Origin of the sequence: Pseudomonas syringae group sp. 243L2 (genome assembly GCF_032587875.1) — a bacterium.
Classification (GTDB): domain Bacteria; phylum Pseudomonadota; class Gammaproteobacteria; order Pseudomonadales; family Pseudomonadaceae; genus Aquipseudomonas; species Aquipseudomonas amygdali.
Window position 1 is genome coordinate 1 of sequence record NZ_JAWHPL010000017.1, and the last position, 20,993, is coordinate 20,993.

The window sequence follows — 20,993 nt, forward strand, 5'->3', positions numbered from 1 at the left end:
GGTTTTGTGGCGCAAATAGCGCCGTTAGATCCTTTAACATTGTTGCTCCGTTATATAAAACCAGCCGCTCGTTCCGCTAGAGAGTGCTGATATAGAGAGGGGCGTGAGTCTATAGACTTCTTTCCGGGGCACACACTTAAATTGCAATGGGCCATCACCGGGCAACATTACTCCTCATGGCGCGCTGAGGTAGTGGGGAATGGCTAACGATTTCGTCGTCCAATTCATAAGAAGCTGTAGTGCGTTTCTTACGGCGCAATGAACACAGCCATGCAGGCTGCAAGACTTTGCTTTTGGAGAGGGCTGGAGGCGTGTGCTATGAAAAGCCCTGGCTCACGAGCATCAGGGCTTTTTAGTTGGCGATTACTGCAGGCTTATATTGGCCAGCGTGACGATAATGCCGATGCCCGCGACAGTGGCGGCTACTGCGTTGATGGAGAACACTGTGCGTATCTTTCTGGACAGTCTCCATGGCTTTACGGCGAACGCATAAATCAGCAGAAAGATGATCGCAAAGATTTCCACCTGCGCGAGCAGCACTACCGCACTGCCCAAGGCCATTGATCCGGACAGGCCATCAGCGTCTCGCGACAGATAATATGTCAGCAGGGTGCCGATGATGGGTAGCCAGATCCCCAGGCTGATAAGAATCAGTGGGATGGGGTTGAAAGGGCGTGTTTGGTTTTCGGTGTCCACTTTTTTTCCTTGATGAGTGATCCAGCGATCAGGGCTTCTCAATCTCTGAAACTGCTGTCGGCGCCTCGGCCTTCGCGGTGCGTATCTCGCGGCTCCATTGCAGGATGATCATCACCAGCGTTGGAATGCCCAGTAAAGCGGTGATCAGGAAGAAATTGTGATAACCGAATTTCTCCACCACCACGCCGGAATAACCGCCCAGCAAACGCGGCAACAACAGCATGATGGAACTGAGCAGTGCGTATTGAGTGGCGGAAAACTTCAGGTTGGTGAGGCTCGACAGGTAGGCGACAAACGCTGATGTCGCCAGCCCGGAGCTGAGGTTGTCCAGTGAGATGGTCAGGATCAGCATCTTCACGTTCGGCCCCATGTCCGCCAGCAACAGAAACAGGATGTTGGTCGCTGCCGAGGTGAAGCCGCCGATGAACAGGATCGGCATGATGCCGAAGCGTACGATCAGCAGACCACCGGCGCCAGCGCCCAGCAGGGTCATGATCAGGCCGAAGATCTTGCTGACACTGGCGATCTGGTCCTTGGTGAAGCCCTGGTCGATGTAGAACACGTTGGCCATGACGCCCATCACCGTGTCCGACATTCGATAGGTTGCAATCAGGCCCAGTAACAGCAGGGCCTGCCAGCGATAACGCATGATGAAGTCGTTGATCGGCGTAAGTACCGGTGCCAGCCCGCGACGACCCATTGACGACAGGCAGGCGAAGGTCAGAAGCGTATAGAGAATGGCGCGCAGGAAAGCCCGGTCTTCCAGCAGCAGGTCCATCCAGCTGGTGCCGTTGAACAGCACGCTGGCGAAGTCGGTGTTGTAAAGCTGGGTAAACATTGCTGGTACTGAAACCAGCAGCACAATGAGCACGAACACCGAGGCCAACTGGTGGGTAAAACCATAGCGCGCTGCCGACAGTTGGGTGCGCAACGGTACGGGTGGCTCGCGCATGATCAGTGTAGTGACCAGCGCTGGCAGCATCAGCAGGCCAAACAGCACATAGGTGCCGGTCCACGCCGAATGCTTGTAGGCAAAGCCTGTTGAGCCGAAACCTTCAGCGAAGTACAGCGCGCCCGCGGTCGCCAACAGTGCGGCCACCCGATAGCCGGACATATAGCTGGCGGCGAGGGCGGCCTGCTGGGTGTCCTGAGCGATTTCAAGGCGATAGGCGTCGATGGCGATGTCTTGGGTTGCGGAGGCGAAGGCCACCACCACGGCAATTGCGATCAGCCAGGATAAATGCTTCTGCGGATCGCAGAAGCCCATCCCGATCAGGCCGAGAATCACCAGACTCTGTGCCAGCACCAGCCAGGAGCGCCGCCGCCCCAGCTTGCCCAGAAACGGCAGGCGCCATTGGTCGAGTAAGGGCGACCAGACCCATTTAAAGGCGTAGGCAAGACCGATCAGGCTCGCATAACCGATGGTCTCGCGAGCAACACCGGCTTCGCGTAACCACACGGATAATGTCGAAAAGACCAGCATATAAGGCATGCCCGCAGCGAATCCGAGCAGCAGTAACACTAATGTCGACGGGCTGGCATATGCGGCGAGCGCGGCGCGCCAGGTTTTACGGGGCATGGGCTGGAATCTGCCTCAGGTTACGAAAACAAAGGGCGCACTCTAACCGCTGTGCTATAGGGGACGCCAGCCATGGCGCTGCATATCCACCCGATTATTCAGAATGGTAACGCCCTCGGCGCGCAAACGGGCCCGCTGTTCGTCACCGGACACACTGCCAACGGGCAGACTGAGCCGACCGCCGGCCCCCAGCACCCGATGCCAGGGCAGGGAAGAGCCGTCCGGCAACTGACTCAATGTACGGCCCACCCAGCGCGCAGCTTTGCCCAGCCCTGCCAGTTCAGCCAGTTGACCGTAGGCGACCACCTTGCCCTCCGGTATTTGCGCCATCGTCAGGTAGAGGGCCGTACGTCGCATTTCGGCAGCTGACGGCTCGCCAGGGTAAAGAAGTGTCAAGTCCGGGTCGGTCACGCGTTTATCCTGTATAAAACGATATTGATTGTCGTTCGCGGAACTTTGATCGATCGTCGCTGTCTGTTACCACCGTGTCCGGCGGTCCATGGATTGAGATCGCCTTGATGTTTTTCTGCAGGATGATGCCCGCCTTCCCGCCAAACAGAGCCTGATTACCGCTTATGTTGTCCAGAACCCTGCTGTGCCTCGCAATTACTACTGTTTCCACTCCATTGCTTGCCGACACTGTCTGGTTGAAGAACGGTGATAGGCTGACTGGCACAATCAAAGTGTTCGACGGTGGCAAGCTGCTATTGCAGACCGAATACGGCGGCGCTATTCCGTTGGACTGGAAGCAGGTCAAAACCCTGCAAAGCGATCAGCCACTGTTGGTAAAGCAGGATGAGCACACAGGCGAAGTCTCCAAGTCGTTGCAGGCTTCGGACGACGGCAAGGTCGTACTGGCTAATGGCGATGCACCCAAGACCGTCGAACTGGCAAGCATTCATCAGATCATCAAGCCCAAGCCGGTTATCACTGATCTTGTCTGGAAAGGCAATATCGATGCGGCGCTGGATTTCCAGCAGGCAGAAAACGATACCAATGACTACAACATTGCCTTCAAGACTTCGGCGCGTCACGGCCAATGGCGCCATAACGCCAAAGGCGATTACAACCGCGAAACGACCGATGATGTGGTGGGCACCGACAACTGGAGCGCCGAATACTCGCTGGACCGCTTCCTGACCGAGAAATTCTTCTGGGATGCTCGTGTGACCTACAAGCGCGACAAGATCGAAGACCTGTCGCGCCAGCGTGTTGTCGGTACAGGTCCTGGTTACCAGTTGTGGGATGACGAGCTGGGAGCCTTCAAGGTCGGTGCGCTGCTCAACCGTACAGATTTCGAATTCTCCAATGGCCAGAAGGAAAACTTCTATTCCGTTGCCGGCACCTGGGATTACAACCGCTACCTGATCGGCAAGAAGTTCGAGTTCTTCAGCAACGGCGAACTGGGCAAGCCGTTGAGTGGCGTTGCCGATTACTCGATGGATGTCGAAGCCGGGCTGCGCTACAAGGTTACCGACTGGGCGTCGCTTAACCTGAAGGCCGAGAAAAACATCATCAGTGGCTCGGATAACGGCGACGTGGACAAGACCCGCTATACCGCCGGTTTCGGTGTGAGCTGGTAAACAATGTGGCGAGCGATGCACACCGTGTGCATCGCTCTGCCGCTATGCGCTGACTAGATTCTCATCGCGCCGTCCAGCTCCAGTATGCGGCCACTGAAATAATCGTTTTCAAGAATGTAAGCCACCGAGTGGGCGATTTCGTCGGGCTTGCCCATACGCTTGAGCGGGATGGCCGAGGTCATTTTCTCAAGTGCCTCAGGGCGCATGCTGCCGGTCATTTCGGTTTCAATGAACCCAGGTGCCACGCCCGCCACACGGATTCCGTAGCGTGCCAGTTCCCTTGCCCAGGTAACGGTCGCGGCGGCAACGCCGGCCTTGGCTGCCGAATAGTTGGTTTGTCCGATATTCCCCGCCCGTGAAATCGACGAGATATTGATGATCGTGCCTTGGCTCTTCTGCTCGATCATTTTCGCCGCCACCTCGCGCGTGCAGAGGAATACGCCGGTCAGATTGACGTCAATCACCGATTGCCATTGCGCCAGGCTCAGTTTGGTCATCACGCCATCCTTGACCTTGACCAGCAGGCCGTCACGCAAAATACCGGCGTTGTTGACCAAGCCATGAATGGCCCCGAAATCCTCGGCGACCTTATTGACCGTGTCGGCGACCTGTTCTTCATTGGCGACATTGCATAGATAGGCGCGAGCCTTGACCCCGAGCGCCTCACAGGCTACGACGGCCTGATCAAGTTTGTCCTGATTCAGGTCCAGCAGTGCCAGGTTCGCGCCCTTGCCAGCCAGATATTCGGCCATGGCTCTGCCTAGCCCCTGGCATCCGCCGGTGATAATTATCAGCTTGTCTTTCAATTCCATGTGCGTGCCCAATCACAGTTGATCGTTTCCATGGCATCACTGGCTTGATGCGAGTGCTTATGCCATAGCCAGAGCACGTTATAGGCTGTTTTCGCCCGTTCGTCTCGCCTCTGCCACCCAGCCCTGAAATACACCGATACACGTTTGTGAAGCCCAGGTTCAGCTGACTTATGCGCATAATTAAGCTGTTACCCAAGCGCAGGGAGCTTGAATTAACGACCTTCTGACATCACATACGGTCTACTCGGAAGGCATTCTTCCCTTGAGGAACTCATTTGATGCGTGTTTTTTTGCTGCTGTTCTTATTATTCCCGGTACTTGAGCTGTTTCTGCTGGTTCGTGTCGGGATGTCCATCGGCTTTCTCTGGACCTTCCTGCTGGTCGTCGCGACGTCGATGCTGGGCTTGTTCGTCATGCGGGTAGCCGGTTTTGCAACGGCGCTGCGTGCGCGCGAAAGTCTGGCGCGTGGCGAGCTGCCTGCCCAGGAAATGCTCGAAGGCCTGATGGTCGCTGTCGGTGGCGGTCTACTGCTGTTGCCCGGCTTCATCAGTGACATTCTGGGTGTGATCTGTCTGCTGCCGATTACTCGTCGTCTGCTGATCAACAAGGTTCGTCGCCGTGCAGAGGATCAGGCTATGCGTCAGCGCGCCTTCGCCGATGATCTGCAGACTCAGGCCAATCAGGGACCTGCCAGCCATCGCCCCAATGCCATTCACCAGCCGACCCGCGAGCCGGATGTGATCGAAGGCGAGTTCGAACATCGCGACAAGTAGCCGTTACACCCCCGGCAGCGCGGCACCTTCGGGTGCCGCGCCCGTTTTGGGGTGGCAATTGGGTTGTAAAATTTTTTTGCCCAAGACTTGTAATCACTTTGCCCGCCCTTATGTATGGGTCACCGCAAGGTTTCTGGCATGAAGGCCAGACCGTATTCTGCGGTTCGCGCGTCGAACCGTAACCGGCAAGTCCGGATTTAAACCGGCCGGTGCACTCACCGGACGATCAAACAAACATAATCAGGAGATCGACAATGAAGCTTCGTCCTCTGCATGACCGCGTCGTAATCCGTCGCAGTGAAGAAGAAACGAAAACTGCCGGCGGTATCGTTCTGCCAGGTTCGGCTGCTGAAAAGCCTAACCGTGGCGAGATCGTTGCTGTGGGTACCGGCCGCGTGCTGGACAACGGTGAAGTACGTGCGCTGGCTGTGAAAGTGGGTGACAAGGTTGTGTTCGGCCCTTATTCCGGCAGCAACACAGTGAAAGTAGACGGCGAAGACCTGCTGGTGATGAGCGAGAACGAGATTCTTGCTGTCGTCGAAGGCTGAGTGTTCCCGCTGATTTCCATTACTACAAAGTATTCAAGGAATAATGATCATGGCTGCTAAAGAAGTTAAATTCGGCGATTCTGGCCGCAAAAAAATGCTCGCCGGTGTAAACGTCCTGGCTGACGCAGTTAAAGCGACCCTGGGCCCTAAAGGCCGTAACGTTATCATCGAGAAAAGCTTTGGCGCTCCGCTGATCACCAAAGACGGTGTGTCGGTTGCCAAGGAAATCGAGCTTAAAGACCGTTTCGAAAACATGGGCGCGCAGCTGGTCAAAGACGTTGCCTCCCGTGCCAACGACGATGCCGGTGACGGTACTACTACTGCTACCGTTCTGGCTCAGGCTATCGTCAACGAAGGCCTGAAGGCTGTCGCTGCCGGCATGAACCCGATGGACCTCAAGCGCGGCATCGACAAGGCGACCATCGCCATTGTTGCCGAGCTGAAGAAGCTGTCCAAGCCATGCACCGACACCAAGGCTATTGCCCAGGTCGGCACCATCTCGGCCAACTCCGATCACTCCATCGGCGACATCATTGCCGAAGCCATGGAAAAAGTGACCAAAGACGGCGTTATCACCGTTGAAGAAGGTTCGGGTCTGGAAAACGAGCTGTCTGTTGTAGAAGGCATGCAGTTTGACCGTGGTTACCTGTCCCCGTACTTCATCAACAAGCCGGACACCATGGTTGCCGAGCTGGACAGCCCGCTGCTGTTGCTGGTCGACAAGAAGATCTCCAACATTCGCGAAATGCTGCCGGTTCTGGAAGCAGTCGCCAAGGCTGGCCGTCCTCTGCTGATCGTTGCCGAAGACGTTGAAGGCGAAGCGCTGGCCACTCTGGTTGTCAACAACATGCGCGGTATCGTGAAAGTTGCAGCCGTCAAGGCTCCAGGTTTCGGCGATCGTCGCAAGGCCATGCTGCAGGACATCGCTGTTCTGACTGGCGGTACCGTTATCTCCGAAGAGATCGGCCTGAGCCTGGAAACCACTACCCTGGAACACCTGGGTAATGCCAAGCGCGTCATCCTGAACAAGGAAAACACCACCATCATCGATGGTGCTGGCGTGAAAACCGATATCGACTCGCGTATCTCCCAGATCCGTCAGCAAATCGGCGACACCAGCTCGGACTACGACAAGGAAAAACTGCAAGAGCGTCTGGCCAAGCTGTCTGGCGGCGTTGCAGTGATCAAGGTCGGTGCCGGTTCCGAAGTCGAGATGAAAGAGAAGAAAGCCCGCGTTGAAGACGCCCTGCACGCAACCCGCGCAGCCGTTGAAGAAGGCGTGGTACCTGGCGGTGGCGTGGCACTGGTTCGCTCCCTGCAGGCTATCGAAGGCCTGAAAGGCGACAACGCTGATCAGGACGTCGGTATCGCTCTGCTGCGTCGTGCAGTCGAAGCGCCTCTGCGCCAGATCGTTGCCAACTCCGGTGACGAACCAAGCGTTGTTGTTGACAAGGTCAAGCAGGGTTCGGGTAACTTCGGTTACAACGCTGCTTCCGGCGAATACGGCGACATGATCGAAATGGGTATCCTTGACCCGGCCAAGGTGACTCGTTCTGCTCTGCAGGCGGCGTCCTCCATTGCCAGCTTGATGATCACCACCGAAGCGATGATCGCTGACGTGCCTGAAGACAAGCCAGCAGGCGGCGGCATGCCGGACATGGGCGGCATGGGTGGTATGGGCGGCATGATGTAAGCCGGCTTTACCCCGAAAAGCTACACCCATAAAGAACCCCGCCTTGTGCGGGGTTTTTTTGTCTTGCTGTTCCGGATCAATCAGTGCGTCGGTTGTACTTTGCTGTTATCGAGGCCCTTGGGTTCGGGGCGGTAAAGTACAAAGTAGTAAACCCCCAGACAGATCAACCAGCAAAACACTGCAGTCCAGATGTTATGGGAAAAGAAGTGCGCGCCTTGCAGCATTCGGCCGATAGAGAACACTGTTCCCAAACCGAAGGCCAGGGCCAGCCCCATTTTCGCCATTCTCGGGCGGCGGTCGCGCAAGGCGAAGAACAGGGCAAACAGGGTAAAACCGGTGGCCGCATGACCTCCCGGCCAGCAGCGACCTGGCTTGTCGGTGGCGGGGCGCGGGCTCAACAGTTCACTGTAGGTTTCCTGGCCGCCGAACTCGGTCAGGCTCCAGGGGCATTGCACCGAGGTCACCACTTTTACTGGTGTCACGAAGGCGGTTGAAAGCGCCATGGACAACACCAGACAACCCAGTTCTCTGCGCCACGGGATCAGGCGTTCTACCTTGAATGACGCGGCAAAGCCGATCATCGCCAGTACGCCGAAAACCATCACCAGTTGTTTGGCGCGGTCGTGAAGGACGTCTTCCAGAAAATAGCTATGCCTGCCAATGAATTGCCCACTGACGGGATCGAAGGCAAGCCTGGCGATGTCCATGTCCAGCGAAGTCAGCTCAAGGAGTACGAGGATCAGCGCGACAACAGCGGGGATACCCAGATAAATCCATGGATTTATTGAGCGAGAATAGGGTGGGGCGACGGTTTTCGACATATCGAATCCAGATCGGTGAAAGGCATGCCGCGATCATTGTGTGCGACGGTTTGTCTCAAAGTGTGTCATGTGCTTTGTAAATCATAGGTGAAAAAATCGTCATGCCATATCGGCGCTGGCCCTGACGCTCACTTCGTCTTAAGCTGCGCCAGCCCAAACTGCATATGAGAGTGCGTTATGCGAATTCTTCTGGTTGAAGACAACCGCGACATCCTGGCGAACATGGCCGATTACCTGGGCATGAAAGGCTATACCGTCGACTGCGCTCAGGATGGCCTCTCAGGACTGCACCTGGCAGCCACCGAGCATTACGACCTGATTGTCCTCGACATCATGCTGCCGGGCATCGACGGCTACACGCTGTGCAAGCGTCTGCGCGAAGATGCCCGTCGCGATACCCCGGTCATCATGCTGACCGCACGTGACCAGCTGGACGACCGTCTGCAAGGCTTCCGCTCCGGCGCTGATGACTACCTGCTCAAGCCGTTCGCCCTGTCCGAACTGGCCGCGCGCATCGAAGCGGTGTTGCGCCGTGCCCAGGGCGGCGGACGGCGTACCTTGCAGGTCGCCGATCTGGTCTATGACCTCGACACCCTTGAGGTGACGCGTGAAGGCCGGATGCTCAAACTCAACCCGGTCGGGCTCAAACTGCTCGCCGTCCTGATGCAGAAAAGCCCGCATGTATTGCGCCGCGAGATTCTGGAAGAGGCTCTGTGGGGCGACGACTGCCCGGACAGCGACAGCCTGCGCAGTCATGTGCATCAGTTGCGTCAGGTGATCGACAAACCGTTCGGCAAACCGCTGTTGCAGACCGTGCACGGTGTGGGCTATCGCTTGGCCGAGGGCCGGGATGGAGTTTAAACAGAGTCTTGCCCAACGGATCATCATTGCCTTTGCATTGATGAGTGCACTGGTCGCCGGGTCTTTCGCCATCGGCATTATTTCCACGGTCCATCTGGTCGAAGAAAAACTGATTTCTGCCGGTCTTGGCGGCGACCTTAATCGCCTGATGCTGATGGACAGTGTCAGTGACTGGAGCCACCGGCCCAAGCCCGATCAGTTGTTCTACTTCAGCAACGGTCCGGGCGATTTCGATCTGCCCAAAGACCTTCGGCACCTTGAACCCGGTTTTCATGAGGTCTTCCGTGGGCCGCTGTCGTACCACGCCATGATCGAGGTGGTAGACGGTCGGCATTACGCCCTGCTTCAGGACCAGAGCGATTTTGAAGAGCGTGAGCGGGTTTTGTTCGCTGTCGTGCTGGTCGGTTTTGTTCTGGCATTGGCGCTGGCGGTATTTCTCGGCTGGGTATTGGCCCGTCGGGTGATGGCACCGGTAGTGCGTCTGGCCAGGCAGGTTCGTCACCGTGACCAGTTGCTGGGGCTGGCACCGCCACTGGCACCTGACTACGCCGCTGATGAGGTCGGCGAGCTGGCGGTGGCGTTCGATGCAACGCTGGGGCGTCTGAGGCAAGCGTTGATTCGTGAGCGCATGTTCACCAGTGACGTGAGTCACGAGCTGCGTACCCCGTTGATGGTACTGGCCAGCTCCTGCGAGCTGCTGCTGGAAAACCCTGCGCTCGACCTGCGAGGGCGTCGTCAGGTCGAGCGCATTGGCCGCGCCTGCGAAGAGATGCGTGATCTGGTGCAAACGTTCCTCATGCTCGCCCGCACCCAGCGTGAAGACCCGGCCATGACGCCCAAGGCCACGCTGGTCGGAGTGGCCGAGCAGTTGATCTCTCAATGGCGTGATCCGATAGAAGGCAAGGGGCTGCAACTGACCTACACGCCACCTGCCGATGACCAACTGTCCGAAATTCGTTACAACGCGACCTTCCTCCATGCCGTGATGGGTAACTTGCTGCGCAACGCGCTGCACTACACTGATTACGGATTCATTGCGCTGACCCTGCACGCCGAAAGTTTCACCGTGGAAGACAGTGGCGTCGGTATTCCCGAGGAAAAACGCGAGGCCATGTTCGAGCCATTTGTACGTGGTAACGAGCAGCGCGGGGAAGGCCTGGGCCTTGGTTTGTCGCTGGTGCAGCGCATCTGCGCCAACCAGGGATGGAGCGTCGATCTCACGCCCATGGAGCCACACGGTTGCCGGTTCGAAGTGACATTGAACCTGAACAAAACCTGACGTTCATTTTTGAGCAGACCCACCTCAGTGTGTGACGGTAAATCGACTACACTTCGTCGATAAGTCACACACGGCGTCTAACTCTCTGTAAAATCTCGAAACATCTGAAGTATAGAGGTAACAATATTTTCACATTCAGATGACCTGACAGTGACAGCGGTGCCTTTAGTTTGGCCCGCATCAACGTCAGGAGCAGCTCTCATGAGCGACCGCATAGAACTCGAGTTTTCCCGCAAGTACGACAAGTCGCATGCTCGTCAGTACCTTGAAAAGCATCAGGACGGTCTTTGGCGCAAGTTGTCGCATCATCGCGATGAACAACTGGCGAGAAAAGCGCTTCACCTGGCCGGTGACCCTGGCCTTGTGCTGGATCTGCCTTGCGGCGCGGGGCGTTTCTGGCCATTGTTGGCCGAGAAACCGAACCGCTCGATCATCGGGGCTGACAACTCCGCAGACATGCTCAGCACCGCTTGTGCCTCACAGCCGGCAGAAGTTGTAAAAAGGGTACAACCTTTGCAGACATCTGCCTTTGACATCGACCTGCCTGATAACGCAGTAGACAGCATCTTCTGCATGCGCCTGCTGCACCACGTCGGTCAGTCAAGCGATCGGATGGCTCTATTGCGTGAGTTCCAGCGCGTAACCCGGGACAGTGTGATTGTCTCATTATGGGTCGACGGCAATTTCAAAGCATGGAAGCGTGCACGTCTGGAGAAACAGCGTCTCCAGAAAAACGGGCAGGAAAGTTACCAGAATCGTTTTGTGTTACCGGTTGCTACCGCAGAATCCGAATTTGAACAGGCAGGATTTCGTATCCAGAACCGAATGGATTTTCTGCCGATGTACGCCATGTGGCGTGTCTACGTCTTACGTAAAAGGTAAACAGATGGGTTTGCAGTCCTTGAAAGAGCCAGTTGTGAACTCGGTGCAGGATGAGTTCAACCATTTCTGGAGTCAGCACGGCGAATGGGTTGAAGAACCCAATTCCCGTCGAGGTGGAGAAAGTGGTGTACAGCGGCTCACGATGGACAACGGGCAAACGCTTTATGCCAAGCGTCAGACAGGGCATATATACCGCAGTTTGCTGCACCCTTTGGGGCGACCGACTGTATTGCGTGAGCGTGAAGCGCTTGAAGGTCTGCGCAAGCTTGGCGTAGTCGTGCCGGAAGTGGTGTTTTGCGGTGCCGAGCGTGGCGAGGACAATGCCTGGCGGGCATTGCTGGTCACGGTTGCGCTGGAAGGTTTCGAAGAGATAGAAAAGTGGCAGGCTGGCGGAGGACGCGAGCGGCATGGCGAGCTGTTCTATGAGCTCGTGCTCAAGGAAGTGGCGGCCACCCTGGCCCGCATGCATCTTGGCCGCTGGCAGCATAGCTGCCTGTATATCAAGCACATATTTGTACGTGTGACCGGTGAGGGGCCGGATGCCAAAGTCGAGGTTGCCTTGCTGGACCTCGAAAAAGGCCGGCGTCGCCTGACAGCCCAAGGGGCGGCCCAGCATGATATGAAACAGCTACGACGCCATTCGTCATTCAGCGCTGCAGACTGGCAAAAGTTGATCTACTTTTATCAGGCAGCGTTTGGCAGCTCTATCAAAGGTTTAGAGTCATGAAGCTAGAAATGGCAAGAGGTCTGTTTATCTTCGGTGCATTGGCAATTGCCACCGTCGCAGTGGCAGCGCTTGAACAACCGTCTACCCAGATACTCACGACACAGCACGGCGAGGGATATTGCCCGTTGCCGCGTGTGGCCAAGAGTCTGGTGAGCGTGCAGCCTGATCATGACCTGTTGCTGTTCATGTACAGCCTGGCGCAAGGGGCTGGGGTGAGGAACTGAGGCGCTTTGCTGCCTGACTTCTGACTATCCTGCTTGAGCCAGATGAAGGTGGTTGTCCCACAGCCCTGCTGGCAGGTCCAACGGTTTGGCCAGCAGTTGCGCTTTGCGACAATCATAGAAGCGGCAACGCCCTTGGCCCGAAGTCACGATAAACCCGTCGGCTACCGCACCCACGCCTGCGCAGTCTGGTAGCGGCGCATCCAGCTTCAATGCACCGCTGTCCAGATCCCAGATAAAGAACCGGTTGCCACGCGGCGCTGTCAGGGCTACCAGGCGCAGATCACTGTGCACTGCAACGCTTGCAGTGTAATGAGCCATCGCCCGCAGTTGTTCTTCTGCCACCGGAAAGGCCTGAAAGGGCTGCCCCGGCCGTTTGATTGCCAGCAACTCGGCTACTTCGTGGCTGTCGCCCATGAACTGCTGGCCTGCCACGATGGTGCCGTCGCTGGCGATGCCCATGTGACGCACGCTGTTCATCTGCTGGGAAAGAGTCTCCTTGCTCAGCAATATACCGTCACGCTGCATGATCACCAGGCTGGGCTGCATGGCATTCAGGTTCATCTCTACCCGGCTTTCCGCTTCGGTGCGAATACCGCCGTTCGCGACTACCAGCGTTTCGCCATCCGGCATCCACGAAACCTGATGCGGACCGATACCGTGCGTAGGAATTTCAGCCGAGTGCACCAGTCGCTGATCAACGAATCGATAGACGCCCAGTAGCCCTCGGCCTGGGTCAAGGGTGTCGTTTTCCGTCGCATATAGCCATTCGCCGTCGCGGTGAATCACCGCATGACCATAGAAGTGTCGGTTCGGCTGCGAAGCGATGGTTTGCAGCAAGCGGCCATCGCGCAAATCGATCAGATAGCTTTCAGTACCTGGACGACGTGCGATGAACACCGCAATCGGCAGGTCGGGATGATTGATGATGTCGTGGCAGCGCTGGCCCACCTGGGTGGCAAATACCTGCGTTCCGTCGAGCCGGAAACCCACCGCGTAGTGTTTGCCTTCGCCATCGTCGCGAGCGGAGAGCAGCAGAGGGGGTGCGTCTTTTTGCCTGAACAGCGTCCAGCCGCCCAGCGTGAAAGCGCTGAGCAAGAGACTGCCGAGGGCCATGGCCTGACGTCGCAACATCACGTGTACCTCTTGATCAATCGCCGTCGTTGGCGTTGAAGCCCAACTGAATGCCCAATGCCTTGGCCAGCTCGCCTTCATGCAGGCGGTGCACCGCATTGAGGCTGTCGTAGAACGCATTGAGCTGCTGACGTCCTGCTTCGGTGGCCAGCAGGTCGGCGAGCGGCGGCTTGAGTTCCGACAGTAATTTGCGGCTGGTAGCGTAGGCCGCATCGATTTTGTCAGCCAGCGGTTTCTGCTCGGCGGGCAGCAAGCTGCGCAGGCCCTTGTTGTCGACACCGGTCCAGACCGTTTCGGCGCTGATCAGGCTGGCTTCCAGGCTGCTGAGCGACGATTTGCTGCGCCATGCATCTGCCTGGAAGGGTTGCGGCTGGCCCTTGCTCTGGCGACCCAGTGGCGTGCCCAGTTTCTTCTTCAGACTGTCGAGGGCCGTGACCTGAACCCGCAGCAGTTCGGCGATGGCTTCATGAGAATCTGCGTAGCGCTGGTTGGGGAATTTGCTCAGTTGCGCAAGCATGCCGTCGGTACTGTTCCAGCTGCTGAGGATTTCCTCGGCAAGCTGCTTTTGACGCTCGCCGATTGCCATCAGCAGCGGGCAGTAGCGGGCTTTCTGTTCGGCGTTGGCCATGTCGATTTCCGCGTCGAACAGAATGTATTCGTAAGCGGACAAACCTTGCACCACGACGCTGGCCTTGGACAGCTCCTGAGCAGTGATCTGCGGCTGTGCCGTCACCAGTTGCTCGACCTGCCGGCCAACCAGGTTCTTCTTGTCTGGCCAGAACTGTATTTGCCAGGCGCGATTGCCCTCGGCCAGAGGGCCGATCAGCAGCGGTTGCAGCTCGGCCCAGGTCTTCTGCGCCTTGAGAAAGTCGGCGCGTGCTGTGGCCAGATCAGTCTTGCCCTGACAGAACGCCAGTGCGCTGGTTGCCAACTGACGATCAGCATCGACCCAACGGCTGTAGGTCGGCAGGATTACCTGTTTGGCAATGGCTGCGGACGTGACCGCCTGAGGGTCGGATGGCGAGCAGGCACCCAATGCAAGCGCCGCAAGGCTGGTCAGCAACAACTTGGGTCGGAACATGTCCGGCTCCTTATTTTATTTTCGAAAGATGATTTTGAAAAAATAATGTTGAACGAGACGATTCTGGAATGGGAGCAATCATAACGAATTCAGAAACGCCAACAGCGCTTCACGCTGTTGCGCGTCAAATGCAAGAACCTGCCGCTGCGCTGCCTGGGCTTCGCCGCCATGCCACAGTATCGCCTCAAGTACATTGCGGGCGCGACCATCGTGCAACAGTTGGGTGTGCCCGCTCACCGTGCCGGTCAGGCCAAGCCCCCACAGTGGGGGCGTGCGCCACTCGCGGCCAGTGGCCTGGAACTCGGTACGGTTGTCGGCCAGCCCTTCGCCCATGTCGTGCAGCAGCAAATCGCTGTAAGGGCGAATATCCTGATTGGCCAGCTCAGGTTCGGCAGCGTCGCTACGGGTCTTGAACGAGGGCGTGTGGCATTGCTGGCAGCCCGCCTCAAAAAACAGATTCTTGCCCGCCAGCACCTGAGGGTCATCGACCTTGCGGCGTGCCGGAACCCCCAGGTTGCGTGTGTAGAACTCCACCAGACGCAGGATGTTGTCGCTGACCTCCGGCTCGCCGTTCGGGCCATTGCCGTTGGGCGCTGCCAGGCAATCGGTCTGGGCGGGCGTGCAGTCATCAAAGCGGCGCAGGCTGGTAGTCAGCCCCATGTCGCCGGAAAAAGCGTGCACGTTCTGCTGATTCAGGTTGGGTTGCCCGGCTTTCCAGCCGAATCGGCCCATGACGACTTTTTGCTGTGCATCGTCCCAGACCCAGTTTGGGCGTCCCGATATGCCATCGGCGTTCTTGTCATCCGGGTCGGCATTGGCAAGAATTGCTTCATCGGCAATCGCCTCAAGCAACCCCAGCCCGATCATCGGCGGGGCTATGCGCGCCGAGATGTGGGTATCGGGGTGCATCGGTCCGTAACCCAACTGGGTGATTCGGAGGGTCGGCTGGCGCAGCTCGACTGAGGTGCCATCGCGAAACTCGACCGCCAGCGCATCGTACTCGACCCGCACCTTGCCCTCGGGGGCCACGCCGGGGTTCGACATGTCCTGCAACTGCCCACCGTAAGTCGGCTCAGGCAGCACGCCATTGCGCTGCACAAGATCGGCGTAGGCCGGGTCATCAGGAATCGACAGCCTGACCAGCATCGACACGGCGTTGCTGTCGCCAGTTTCTGGCGGATGACCACGACCGTCCTTGATGTGGCAGTTCTGGCAAGCGTTGGTGTTGAACAACGGCCCAAGCCCGTCGCGAGCGGTCGTGGTCGATGGCGCAATCACCCACGGACTGCGGAAAAAACTGTTGCCGACACTGAAGTCCAGCCGCCGCACGGGCGACAAGTTGGCCGAGGGCATGGAAAAGGCATTCTGATCGCTCTTCCTGACCGTCGCACTGCCTCCGGACAAGGCTTCTCCCGGCTCGGCATGAGTGAAACGCGGGGCGTCATCGCATGCACTCACGGCCAGAGTCGTAAGCAAGGCGAGGGATAGACGGAGCCGCGTACTCATACACATCCTGCAACGAGGCGAAAATCGGGGCGTGCAAGCTTATCAGCCTCGTGCGGTTTGAATAAGAGGGATTATCGTTTGCCCGCTCTGACGTAATGCGTTGTTACGAATCTCTGAGGCTGGTCCGGTCCCGGCATTTTTGCCTATGCTGCACATGTCGAAGCTGACAGCACACACAGACAACATGCCCAGCAGAGGCCACATCAATGGATAACCCGGAAAACAGCGCGCTCGTGACCACAATCGAGACGCTGGAAGCGCTCTATGGCCCGATTGCTCCTCCTTCCATGATCAAGGAAGTTGACCATATTCACGCGGTCTACCGGCCCTTCATCGAGTCGGCACCCTTTGTTGTGCTGGCCTCTGCCGGGTCTGATGGCCTTGATGCGTCCCCGCGTGGCGATCAGGCGGGCTTCGTGCATATCGAGGACAGCAAGACGCTTTATCTGCCTGACCGGCGCGGCAACAACCGCATCGATACCCTGCGCAATATCATCAGCGACCCACGCGTCGCGTTGCTGTTCCTCATACCAGGAGTAGGTGAGACCTTGCGGGTCAACGGAACAGCGCAGATATCGGTTCAGCCCGAACTGTTGTCGCGTTTTGAGGTGAACGGCCAACTGCCCAGGTCAGTGCTGCGCATCTCCGTGACCAGCGTGTACTTCCAATGCAGCAGGGCAACCATCAGGTCCGGTTTATGGGATGCAACCCGGCACATCGAACGCAGCACGCTGCCGACTGCCGGGCAAATACTAAAAGCGGTTTCGGCCGAGCAGATCGACGGTGACGCCTATGACAAGGCTTTGCCGGGACGCATCGCGGATACGTTGTATTGAAGCTCCGGGAACTCGCTTCTGTAATGGTCAGCGCTCAGCAGTTGAAAGCAACGCATATCGGTCAGGCATAAAAATGCCGGTCAGCGAACTGACCGGCATTGGTTGTTACCGCAAACAGTATCTGTCAGAACTCGTGATCAGCGTTGTCCGGGTTCAGGTCGGTGATGCCGAGCTTGCCAGCGGCCTGTTCGATAGCCCCCGTCTGTTTGACCAGCGCAGCAATGGCGTCACGCACCACTTGATTGCCTGCCGTGTTGCCGGCAGCGATCAACTGGTCGAAGTGCTCACCCTTGTTGGCGTGATCAACGATGACCTGCAGCTTGGCCTGGGTGTCGTCCAGATCGGCGCGCAAGGTGGCGTCGGTGGCAGGGTCTACCTTGGCAACCAGAGACGAAAGGCTCGGGCCGCTGACTTTGCTGCCATCGGTGCGCGTGTATTCGCCCAGGTAAACGTTGCGAATACCCTTGCCGTTGTAGAAGTGCGAGTTGTGCGTGTTGTCGCTGAAGCAGTCGTGTTCGTCTTCGCTGGAGTTGGCTTCCAGTGCGACTTTCATACGCTCGCCCGCCAGTTCACCCAGCGACAGGCTGCCCATGCCGAAGAGCATTTTGCGCAGACCGCTTTCGCCGGATTCGGCTTCCAGCGTGGCGCGGTAGTTGTCGGCAACGCCGGCCTTCCAGTTGCCGGACATTTCTTCCAGATCGCTGACCAGCAGATCGGTAACAGCCTTGAGGTAGGCGCGGCGGCGGTCGTTGTGGCCGCCGGTCGCACCGGCGCCTTCAAGGTAGTCACTGGCTGGACGAGCCCCGGCACCAGGGCCGGTGCCGTTCAGGTCCTGGCCCCACAGCAGAAATTCAATGGCGTGGTAGCCGGTAGCAACGTTCGCTTCGGAGCCGCCCAGCTCGTTCAGGCTGGCAAGTTTTTCGGAGGTGATCTCCTTCACGTCGACCTTGTCTTCGCCGACCTGAATTTCGGTGTTGGCGATGATATTGGCAGTCGCGCCCGGGTTGCCCAGCGCGTGCTGGTAATCCTTGGCGACATAGTCGATCAGGCCTTCGTCCAGGGGCCAGGCGTTAACCTGTCCTTCCCAGTCGTCGATGATGGTGTTGCCGAAGCGGAAGACTTCGCTCTGCATGTAAGGCACACGCGCAGCTACCCACGCATCCCGTGCGGCTTTCAAAGTTTCATCGTTGGGTTTTGCCAGGAATGCGTCGACGGCGGTGCTCAGTTTTTTCGCACCAGCTTCGGCGTCGTCGAACACCGCAGACACCATGTTGGCGTAATTCGCGACCACAGCCTTGGCCGCCGCGTCGTCAGTCTGGGCGGCTGCGGCCGGAGCAGGGGCAGCAGGCGTCGCCGCGGGAGTCGCAGGAGCAGCGGCTGGCGCGGGTGCCGGGACGGCAGCCTTGTCCTTGCCTTCGCCACAACCGGCGAGAGAGATAGCGATGGCCAACAGACTAGCGGTTGCCAGAGGCATACGAATCATGACGGAATCCTGCGTCGATAAAGTTGATGGCGGGGTGCGCCCAGAAAATCTGCGACATGATGCGAAAGATTTGCATTCGATGTAAAGGCAAAACGCCTTCGCGGTCGTGTTCAGGTATTCAGCAGGTTGTAACAGTCGGTTTCAAGATGGCTCGAAAGAGCACTGCCGTTCAAAGGCTGGCGGCGTTACGCTCTCTCGACTGTTTCAAGTAGGCCAGCAATTCCCGACCGGGCAGCGGCTTGCTGTACAGGTAGCCCTGGCCTTCGTGACAGCCCTGAGTGACGATATAGGCTTCCTGCTCTAGCGTCTCCACACCCTCGGCGATGACCTGCATGCCAAGGCTTTTACCCAGCTGGATAATGGCCCGCACGATGGTGGCGTCATCGTCGTCGTCAATCAGGTCCTGAACGAAACTCCGGTCGATCTTGATCTTGTCCAGCGGCAGGCTTTTCAGGTAACTCAGCGACGAGTAACCGGTACCGAAATCATCAATGGCGATCAAGGCGCCGGAGCGTCGCAGGCTCAGCAGGTGCTGGGCGGCGGTGTTGATATCTTCCATCAGGCCGGTTTCGGTCACTTCCAGTTCCAGGCTGCGCGGTGGCAGGCGGTAGATCTGCAACAGGTTGTTGACCACGCGCGGCAGTTCCGCGTGATGCAGTTGTACGGTCGACAGGTTGACCGCCATGCGCAAGTCGGTGAAGCCCTGATCAAGCCATTCGCGTAACTGGCGGCAGGCCTGATCAAGCACCCATTCGCCGATGGCGATGATGGTGCCATTCTGCTCGGCCAACGGGATGAATACATCCGGCGGCACCAGACCATGCTCTGGATGTTGCCAGCGGATCAGGGCTTCCACGCCAACGATGCGGTGATCGCGATAGCTGATCTGCGGCTGATAGACCAGGTACAACTGATTGCCCGGCAAGGCTTCGCGCAGATCTTTTTCGAGTTCACGACGGCGGCGCATTTCGCTGTCGACGCTGGCGATGTAGAACTGATACCGGTTACGCGAGCGGGCTTTGGCCAGCGTCATGGTCTGTTCAGCTTTTTGCAGCAGTTTCTCGGTGTTGTCGCCGTCTTCGGGAAATAGCGTGATGCCAATGGTCGCTCGTAAGCGGATCTGCTGTTCACCGACTATAAACGGGGCCTCCAGCTCATCCAGAATATTCTGCGCCAGCTCTGCTGCCTCATAGGGTTGCTCGATTTTGGCCTGCACCAGTGCAAACTGATCGCCGCCCAATCGCGCCAGAGCGCCGAGTCGCCCGCTGTGGGCGCGCAGCCGGTCAGCCAGCGCGAGTAACAGTTGATCGCCTGCCTGATAGCTGAACTGTTCGTTAATACCTTTGAAGTCATCCAGGCCAACGCAGAGAATCGCGACCCGGTGCTGCTGACGCCCCGCATCTTCGAGAATTCTGTCCAGACCGATCTGCAACTGAAGCCGGTTGGGCAGGCCGGTCAGGAAATCGTATTGCGCCATGCGCTGCAGATTGTTCTCCGCCTCGTGGCGCAGATAAGTGTGGCGCTCGATGGAGGCCAGCAGCTGGTTGGCGGTATTGACCCAAATCCCCAGTTCGTTTTTCTCGTGGCCTTTGAGCAATGGCAATTGGTGTTCGCTGGGGCGGTCGGGGTTGATCGCGATCAGATGTTCGATGATTTTCGACAGTGGCCTGGTCAGCAACCAGTGATAGACCAAGTACAACACCAGCCCCATTGCCAATGCACGCAATACACCAGCGATGAAGATGATTGCGGCATTGACCAGAAAGCTTTCGCCGTAATTGGCAGTGTCCAGCGTGATACGCAGGTCGCCGTAATACTCGCTGTAGGGGCTGCGACCGACCAGTTGCGTGGTGAAGCTGCGCTCCTGGCCGAGGATAAGGTCTGTCAGCCAGCGGGTTGGAGAGCTTTTCAGCGGGCGGTCTTTTTCTGCGAGCAGGCTTTCGTTGGGGTGTCCTATCGATGCCCTGCGTACCGCGTCGTCCTGAAACAGGCCTTCGATGACCTGCATGCCCATTTCGCGGTCCAGGCTGTAAACGGCCTGCGTGGAGGGATCGCGGAACATTCCGAGAATTCGTTCGGCATCGTTCGCCACGGCCTGACGCGTCTTGTAGGCGTCGAAAACGATTTGCGCACAGCTTAGTACGACGCCTACCAGCAGCGCCGAAAGCAGTACGACGCGCAGCAACTTTACCGAAAGGCTATTCTTGAGTTCCAGCTTCAATGGCCGTTCCTTAGTTCGTGTCGGAGGACATATCGCCCTATGACCCTCGAAAAGCCAGATCCGACCGTCGTGACGTGGTCAGAAACGGTGCGTCTGGCTGATCTTCGCGTTCCTTGCACCTACTGGCCCAAGCCACCTGAGTGTGTCGGGTGGCCAGGTGGGTAACTTGAGCAGAACACTGTAAAGAATTACGTCGTGATGCGAGTCAGCTAGCGTTTTCTGACAATACACAAAGTAACAGCGACAGGCGAAAAAAC

20 protein-coding genes are annotated in these 20,993 nt (G+C 57.7%); 10 read left to right on the top strand and 10 right to left on the bottom strand.

All coding sequences use genetic code 11. The features are described from left to right. Positions 1 to 363 precede the first annotated feature (363 nt). Genes RYB66_RS09070 through RYB66_RS09080 form a run of 3 tightly spaced genes read right to left on the bottom strand, consistent with a single transcriptional unit; the run spans position 364 to position 2,686 of the window. Positions 364 to 696 carry a hypothetical protein gene (locus tag RYB66_RS09070; protein ID WP_004656474.1) on the bottom strand — a complete coding sequence of 111 codons (333 nt, stop codon included), beginning with the start codon at positions 694 to 696 and terminating at the stop codon, positions 364 to 366. A gap of 28 nt (positions 697 to 724) precedes the next feature. Continuing rightward, a complete protein-coding gene (locus RYB66_RS09075) occupies positions 725 to 2,275 on the bottom strand; it encodes an AmpG family muropeptide MFS transporter (protein ID WP_002555028.1) in 1,551 nt (516 codons plus the stop codon). A gap of 54 nt (positions 2,276 to 2,329) precedes the next feature. Next, positions 2,330 to 2,686, bottom strand: a complete 357-nt coding sequence (locus RYB66_RS09080) for an MGMT family protein (protein WP_005740986.1) — start codon at positions 2,684 to 2,686, stop codon at positions 2,330 to 2,332. 164 nt (positions 2,687 to 2,850) lie between these two features. Here RYB66_RS09080 and RYB66_RS09085 point away from each other — a divergent pair, with 164 nt between their 5' ends. Beyond that, positions 2,851 to 3,858, top strand: coding sequence for a DUF481 domain-containing protein (locus RYB66_RS09085; protein ID WP_005733444.1), 1,008 nt, complete (start codon positions 2,851 to 2,853; stop codon positions 3,856 to 3,858). Between the two features lie 53 nt (positions 3,859 to 3,911). On the opposite strand, the gene RYB66_RS09090 is transcribed toward RYB66_RS09085, so the two are convergent. Then, positions 3,912 to 4,670: an SDR family oxidoreductase gene (locus RYB66_RS09090; protein ID WP_005740987.1), complete on the bottom strand. Its 759-nt coding sequence runs from the start codon at positions 4,668 to 4,670 to the stop codon at positions 3,912 to 3,914. A 278-nt stretch (positions 4,671 to 4,948) separates the two neighbouring features. Between RYB66_RS09090 and RYB66_RS09095 the strand changes: the two genes are divergently transcribed. The 3 genes from RYB66_RS09095 to groL all read left to right on the top strand — a co-directional run bounded on the left by RYB66_RS09095 (position 4,949) and on the right by groL (position 7,684). Beyond that, positions 4,949 to 5,443, top strand: coding sequence for an FxsA family protein (locus RYB66_RS09095; RefSeq protein ID WP_002555024.1), 495 nt, complete (start codon positions 4,949 to 4,951; stop codon positions 5,441 to 5,443). Positions 5,444 to 5,697: 254 nt separating this feature from the next. Then, a complete protein-coding gene (locus RYB66_RS09100; RefSeq protein WP_003304675.1) occupies positions 5,698 to 5,991 on the top strand; it encodes a co-chaperone GroES in 294 nt (97 codons plus the stop codon). Between the two features lie 49 nt (positions 5,992 to 6,040). Beyond that, positions 6,041 to 7,684, top strand: coding sequence for a chaperonin GroEL (groL, locus tag RYB66_RS09105; RefSeq protein ID WP_002555022.1), 1,644 nt, complete (start codon positions 6,041 to 6,043; stop codon positions 7,682 to 7,684). An 80-nt stretch (positions 7,685 to 7,764) separates the two neighbouring features. Here the strand turns inward: groL and RYB66_RS09110 are convergent, their stop codons facing one another. After that, on the bottom strand, positions 7,765 to 8,505 hold the full coding sequence (locus RYB66_RS09110) for a phosphatase PAP2 family protein (RefSeq protein ID WP_004666171.1): 741 nt from the start codon (positions 8,503 to 8,505) through the stop codon (positions 7,765 to 7,767). A gap of 177 nt (positions 8,506 to 8,682) precedes the next feature. Between RYB66_RS09110 and colR the strand changes: the two genes are divergently transcribed. The 5 genes from colR to RYB66_RS09135 all read left to right on the top strand — a co-directional run bounded on the left by colR (position 8,683) and on the right by RYB66_RS09135 (position 12,478). Further along, on the top strand, positions 8,683 to 9,366 hold the full coding sequence (gene colR / locus RYB66_RS09115) for a two-component system response regulator ColR (protein WP_002555020.1): 684 nt from the start codon (positions 8,683 to 8,685) through the stop codon (positions 9,364 to 9,366). Next, positions 9,356 to 10,645 (top strand): sensor histidine kinase, encoded by a 1,290-nt coding sequence (locus RYB66_RS09120; RefSeq protein ID WP_002555019.1) that lies wholly within the window; start codon positions 9,356 to 9,358, stop codon positions 10,643 to 10,645. Before colR ends, RYB66_RS09120 begins: the two co-directional genes overlap by 11 nt. Positions 10,646 to 10,846: 201 nt before the next feature. Next, on the top strand, positions 10,847 to 11,527 hold the full coding sequence (locus RYB66_RS09125) for a class I SAM-dependent methyltransferase (RefSeq protein WP_002555018.1): 681 nt from the start codon (positions 10,847 to 10,849) through the stop codon (positions 11,525 to 11,527). 4 nt (positions 11,528 to 11,531) lie between these two features. After that, positions 11,532 to 12,254, top strand: coding sequence for a lipopolysaccharide kinase InaA family protein (locus RYB66_RS09130; RefSeq protein WP_002555017.1), 723 nt, complete (start codon positions 11,532 to 11,534; stop codon positions 12,252 to 12,254). Next, on the top strand, positions 12,251 to 12,478 hold the full coding sequence (locus RYB66_RS09135; RefSeq protein WP_002555016.1) for a hypothetical protein: 228 nt from the start codon (positions 12,251 to 12,253) through the stop codon (positions 12,476 to 12,478). Before RYB66_RS09130 ends, RYB66_RS09135 begins: the two co-directional genes overlap by 4 nt. 24 nt (positions 12,479 to 12,502) lie before the next feature. Here the strand turns inward: RYB66_RS09135 and RYB66_RS09140 are convergent, their stop codons facing one another. From RYB66_RS09140 to RYB66_RS09150, 3 genes are all read right to left on the bottom strand, one after another. After that, positions 12,503 to 13,609: a DUF1513 domain-containing protein gene (locus RYB66_RS09140; protein WP_117140071.1), complete on the bottom strand. Its 1,107-nt coding sequence runs from the start codon at positions 13,607 to 13,609 to the stop codon at positions 12,503 to 12,505. Positions 13,610 to 13,625: 16 nt separating this feature from the next. Beyond that, the gene (locus tag RYB66_RS09145) at positions 13,626 to 14,690 is read right to left on the bottom strand and encodes an imelysin family protein (RefSeq protein ID WP_005779024.1); all 1,065 of its coding nucleotides are present in this window, start codon (positions 14,688 to 14,690) and stop codon (positions 13,626 to 13,628) included. Positions 14,691 to 14,768: 78 nt separating this feature from the next. Then, positions 14,769 to 16,196, bottom strand: a complete 1,428-nt coding sequence (locus tag RYB66_RS09150) for a di-heme oxidoredictase family protein (protein WP_005779026.1) — start codon at positions 16,194 to 16,196, stop codon at positions 14,769 to 14,771. 206 nt (positions 16,197 to 16,402) lie between these two features. Here RYB66_RS09150 and RYB66_RS09155 point away from each other — a divergent pair, with 206 nt between their 5' ends. After that, positions 16,403 to 17,032, top strand: a complete 630-nt coding sequence (locus tag RYB66_RS09155) for a pyridoxamine 5'-phosphate oxidase family protein (RefSeq protein ID WP_004656445.1) — start codon at positions 16,403 to 16,405, stop codon at positions 17,030 to 17,032. A 124-nt stretch (positions 17,033 to 17,156) separates the two neighbouring features. Here the strand turns inward: RYB66_RS09155 and RYB66_RS09160 are convergent, their stop codons facing one another. Both RYB66_RS09160 and RYB66_RS09165 read right to left on the bottom strand, forming a co-directional pair. After that, a complete protein-coding gene (locus tag RYB66_RS09160) occupies positions 17,157 to 18,515 on the bottom strand; it encodes an imelysin family protein (protein ID WP_316894271.1) in 1,359 nt (452 codons plus the stop codon). A gap of 169 nt (positions 18,516 to 18,684) precedes the next feature. Beyond that, complete coding sequence (locus tag RYB66_RS09165; RefSeq protein ID WP_117140073.1) at positions 18,685 to 20,736, bottom strand: putative bifunctional diguanylate cyclase/phosphodiesterase; 2,052 nt, start codon at positions 20,734 to 20,736, stop codon at positions 18,685 to 18,687. Positions 20,737 to 20,993 lie beyond the last annotated feature (257 nt).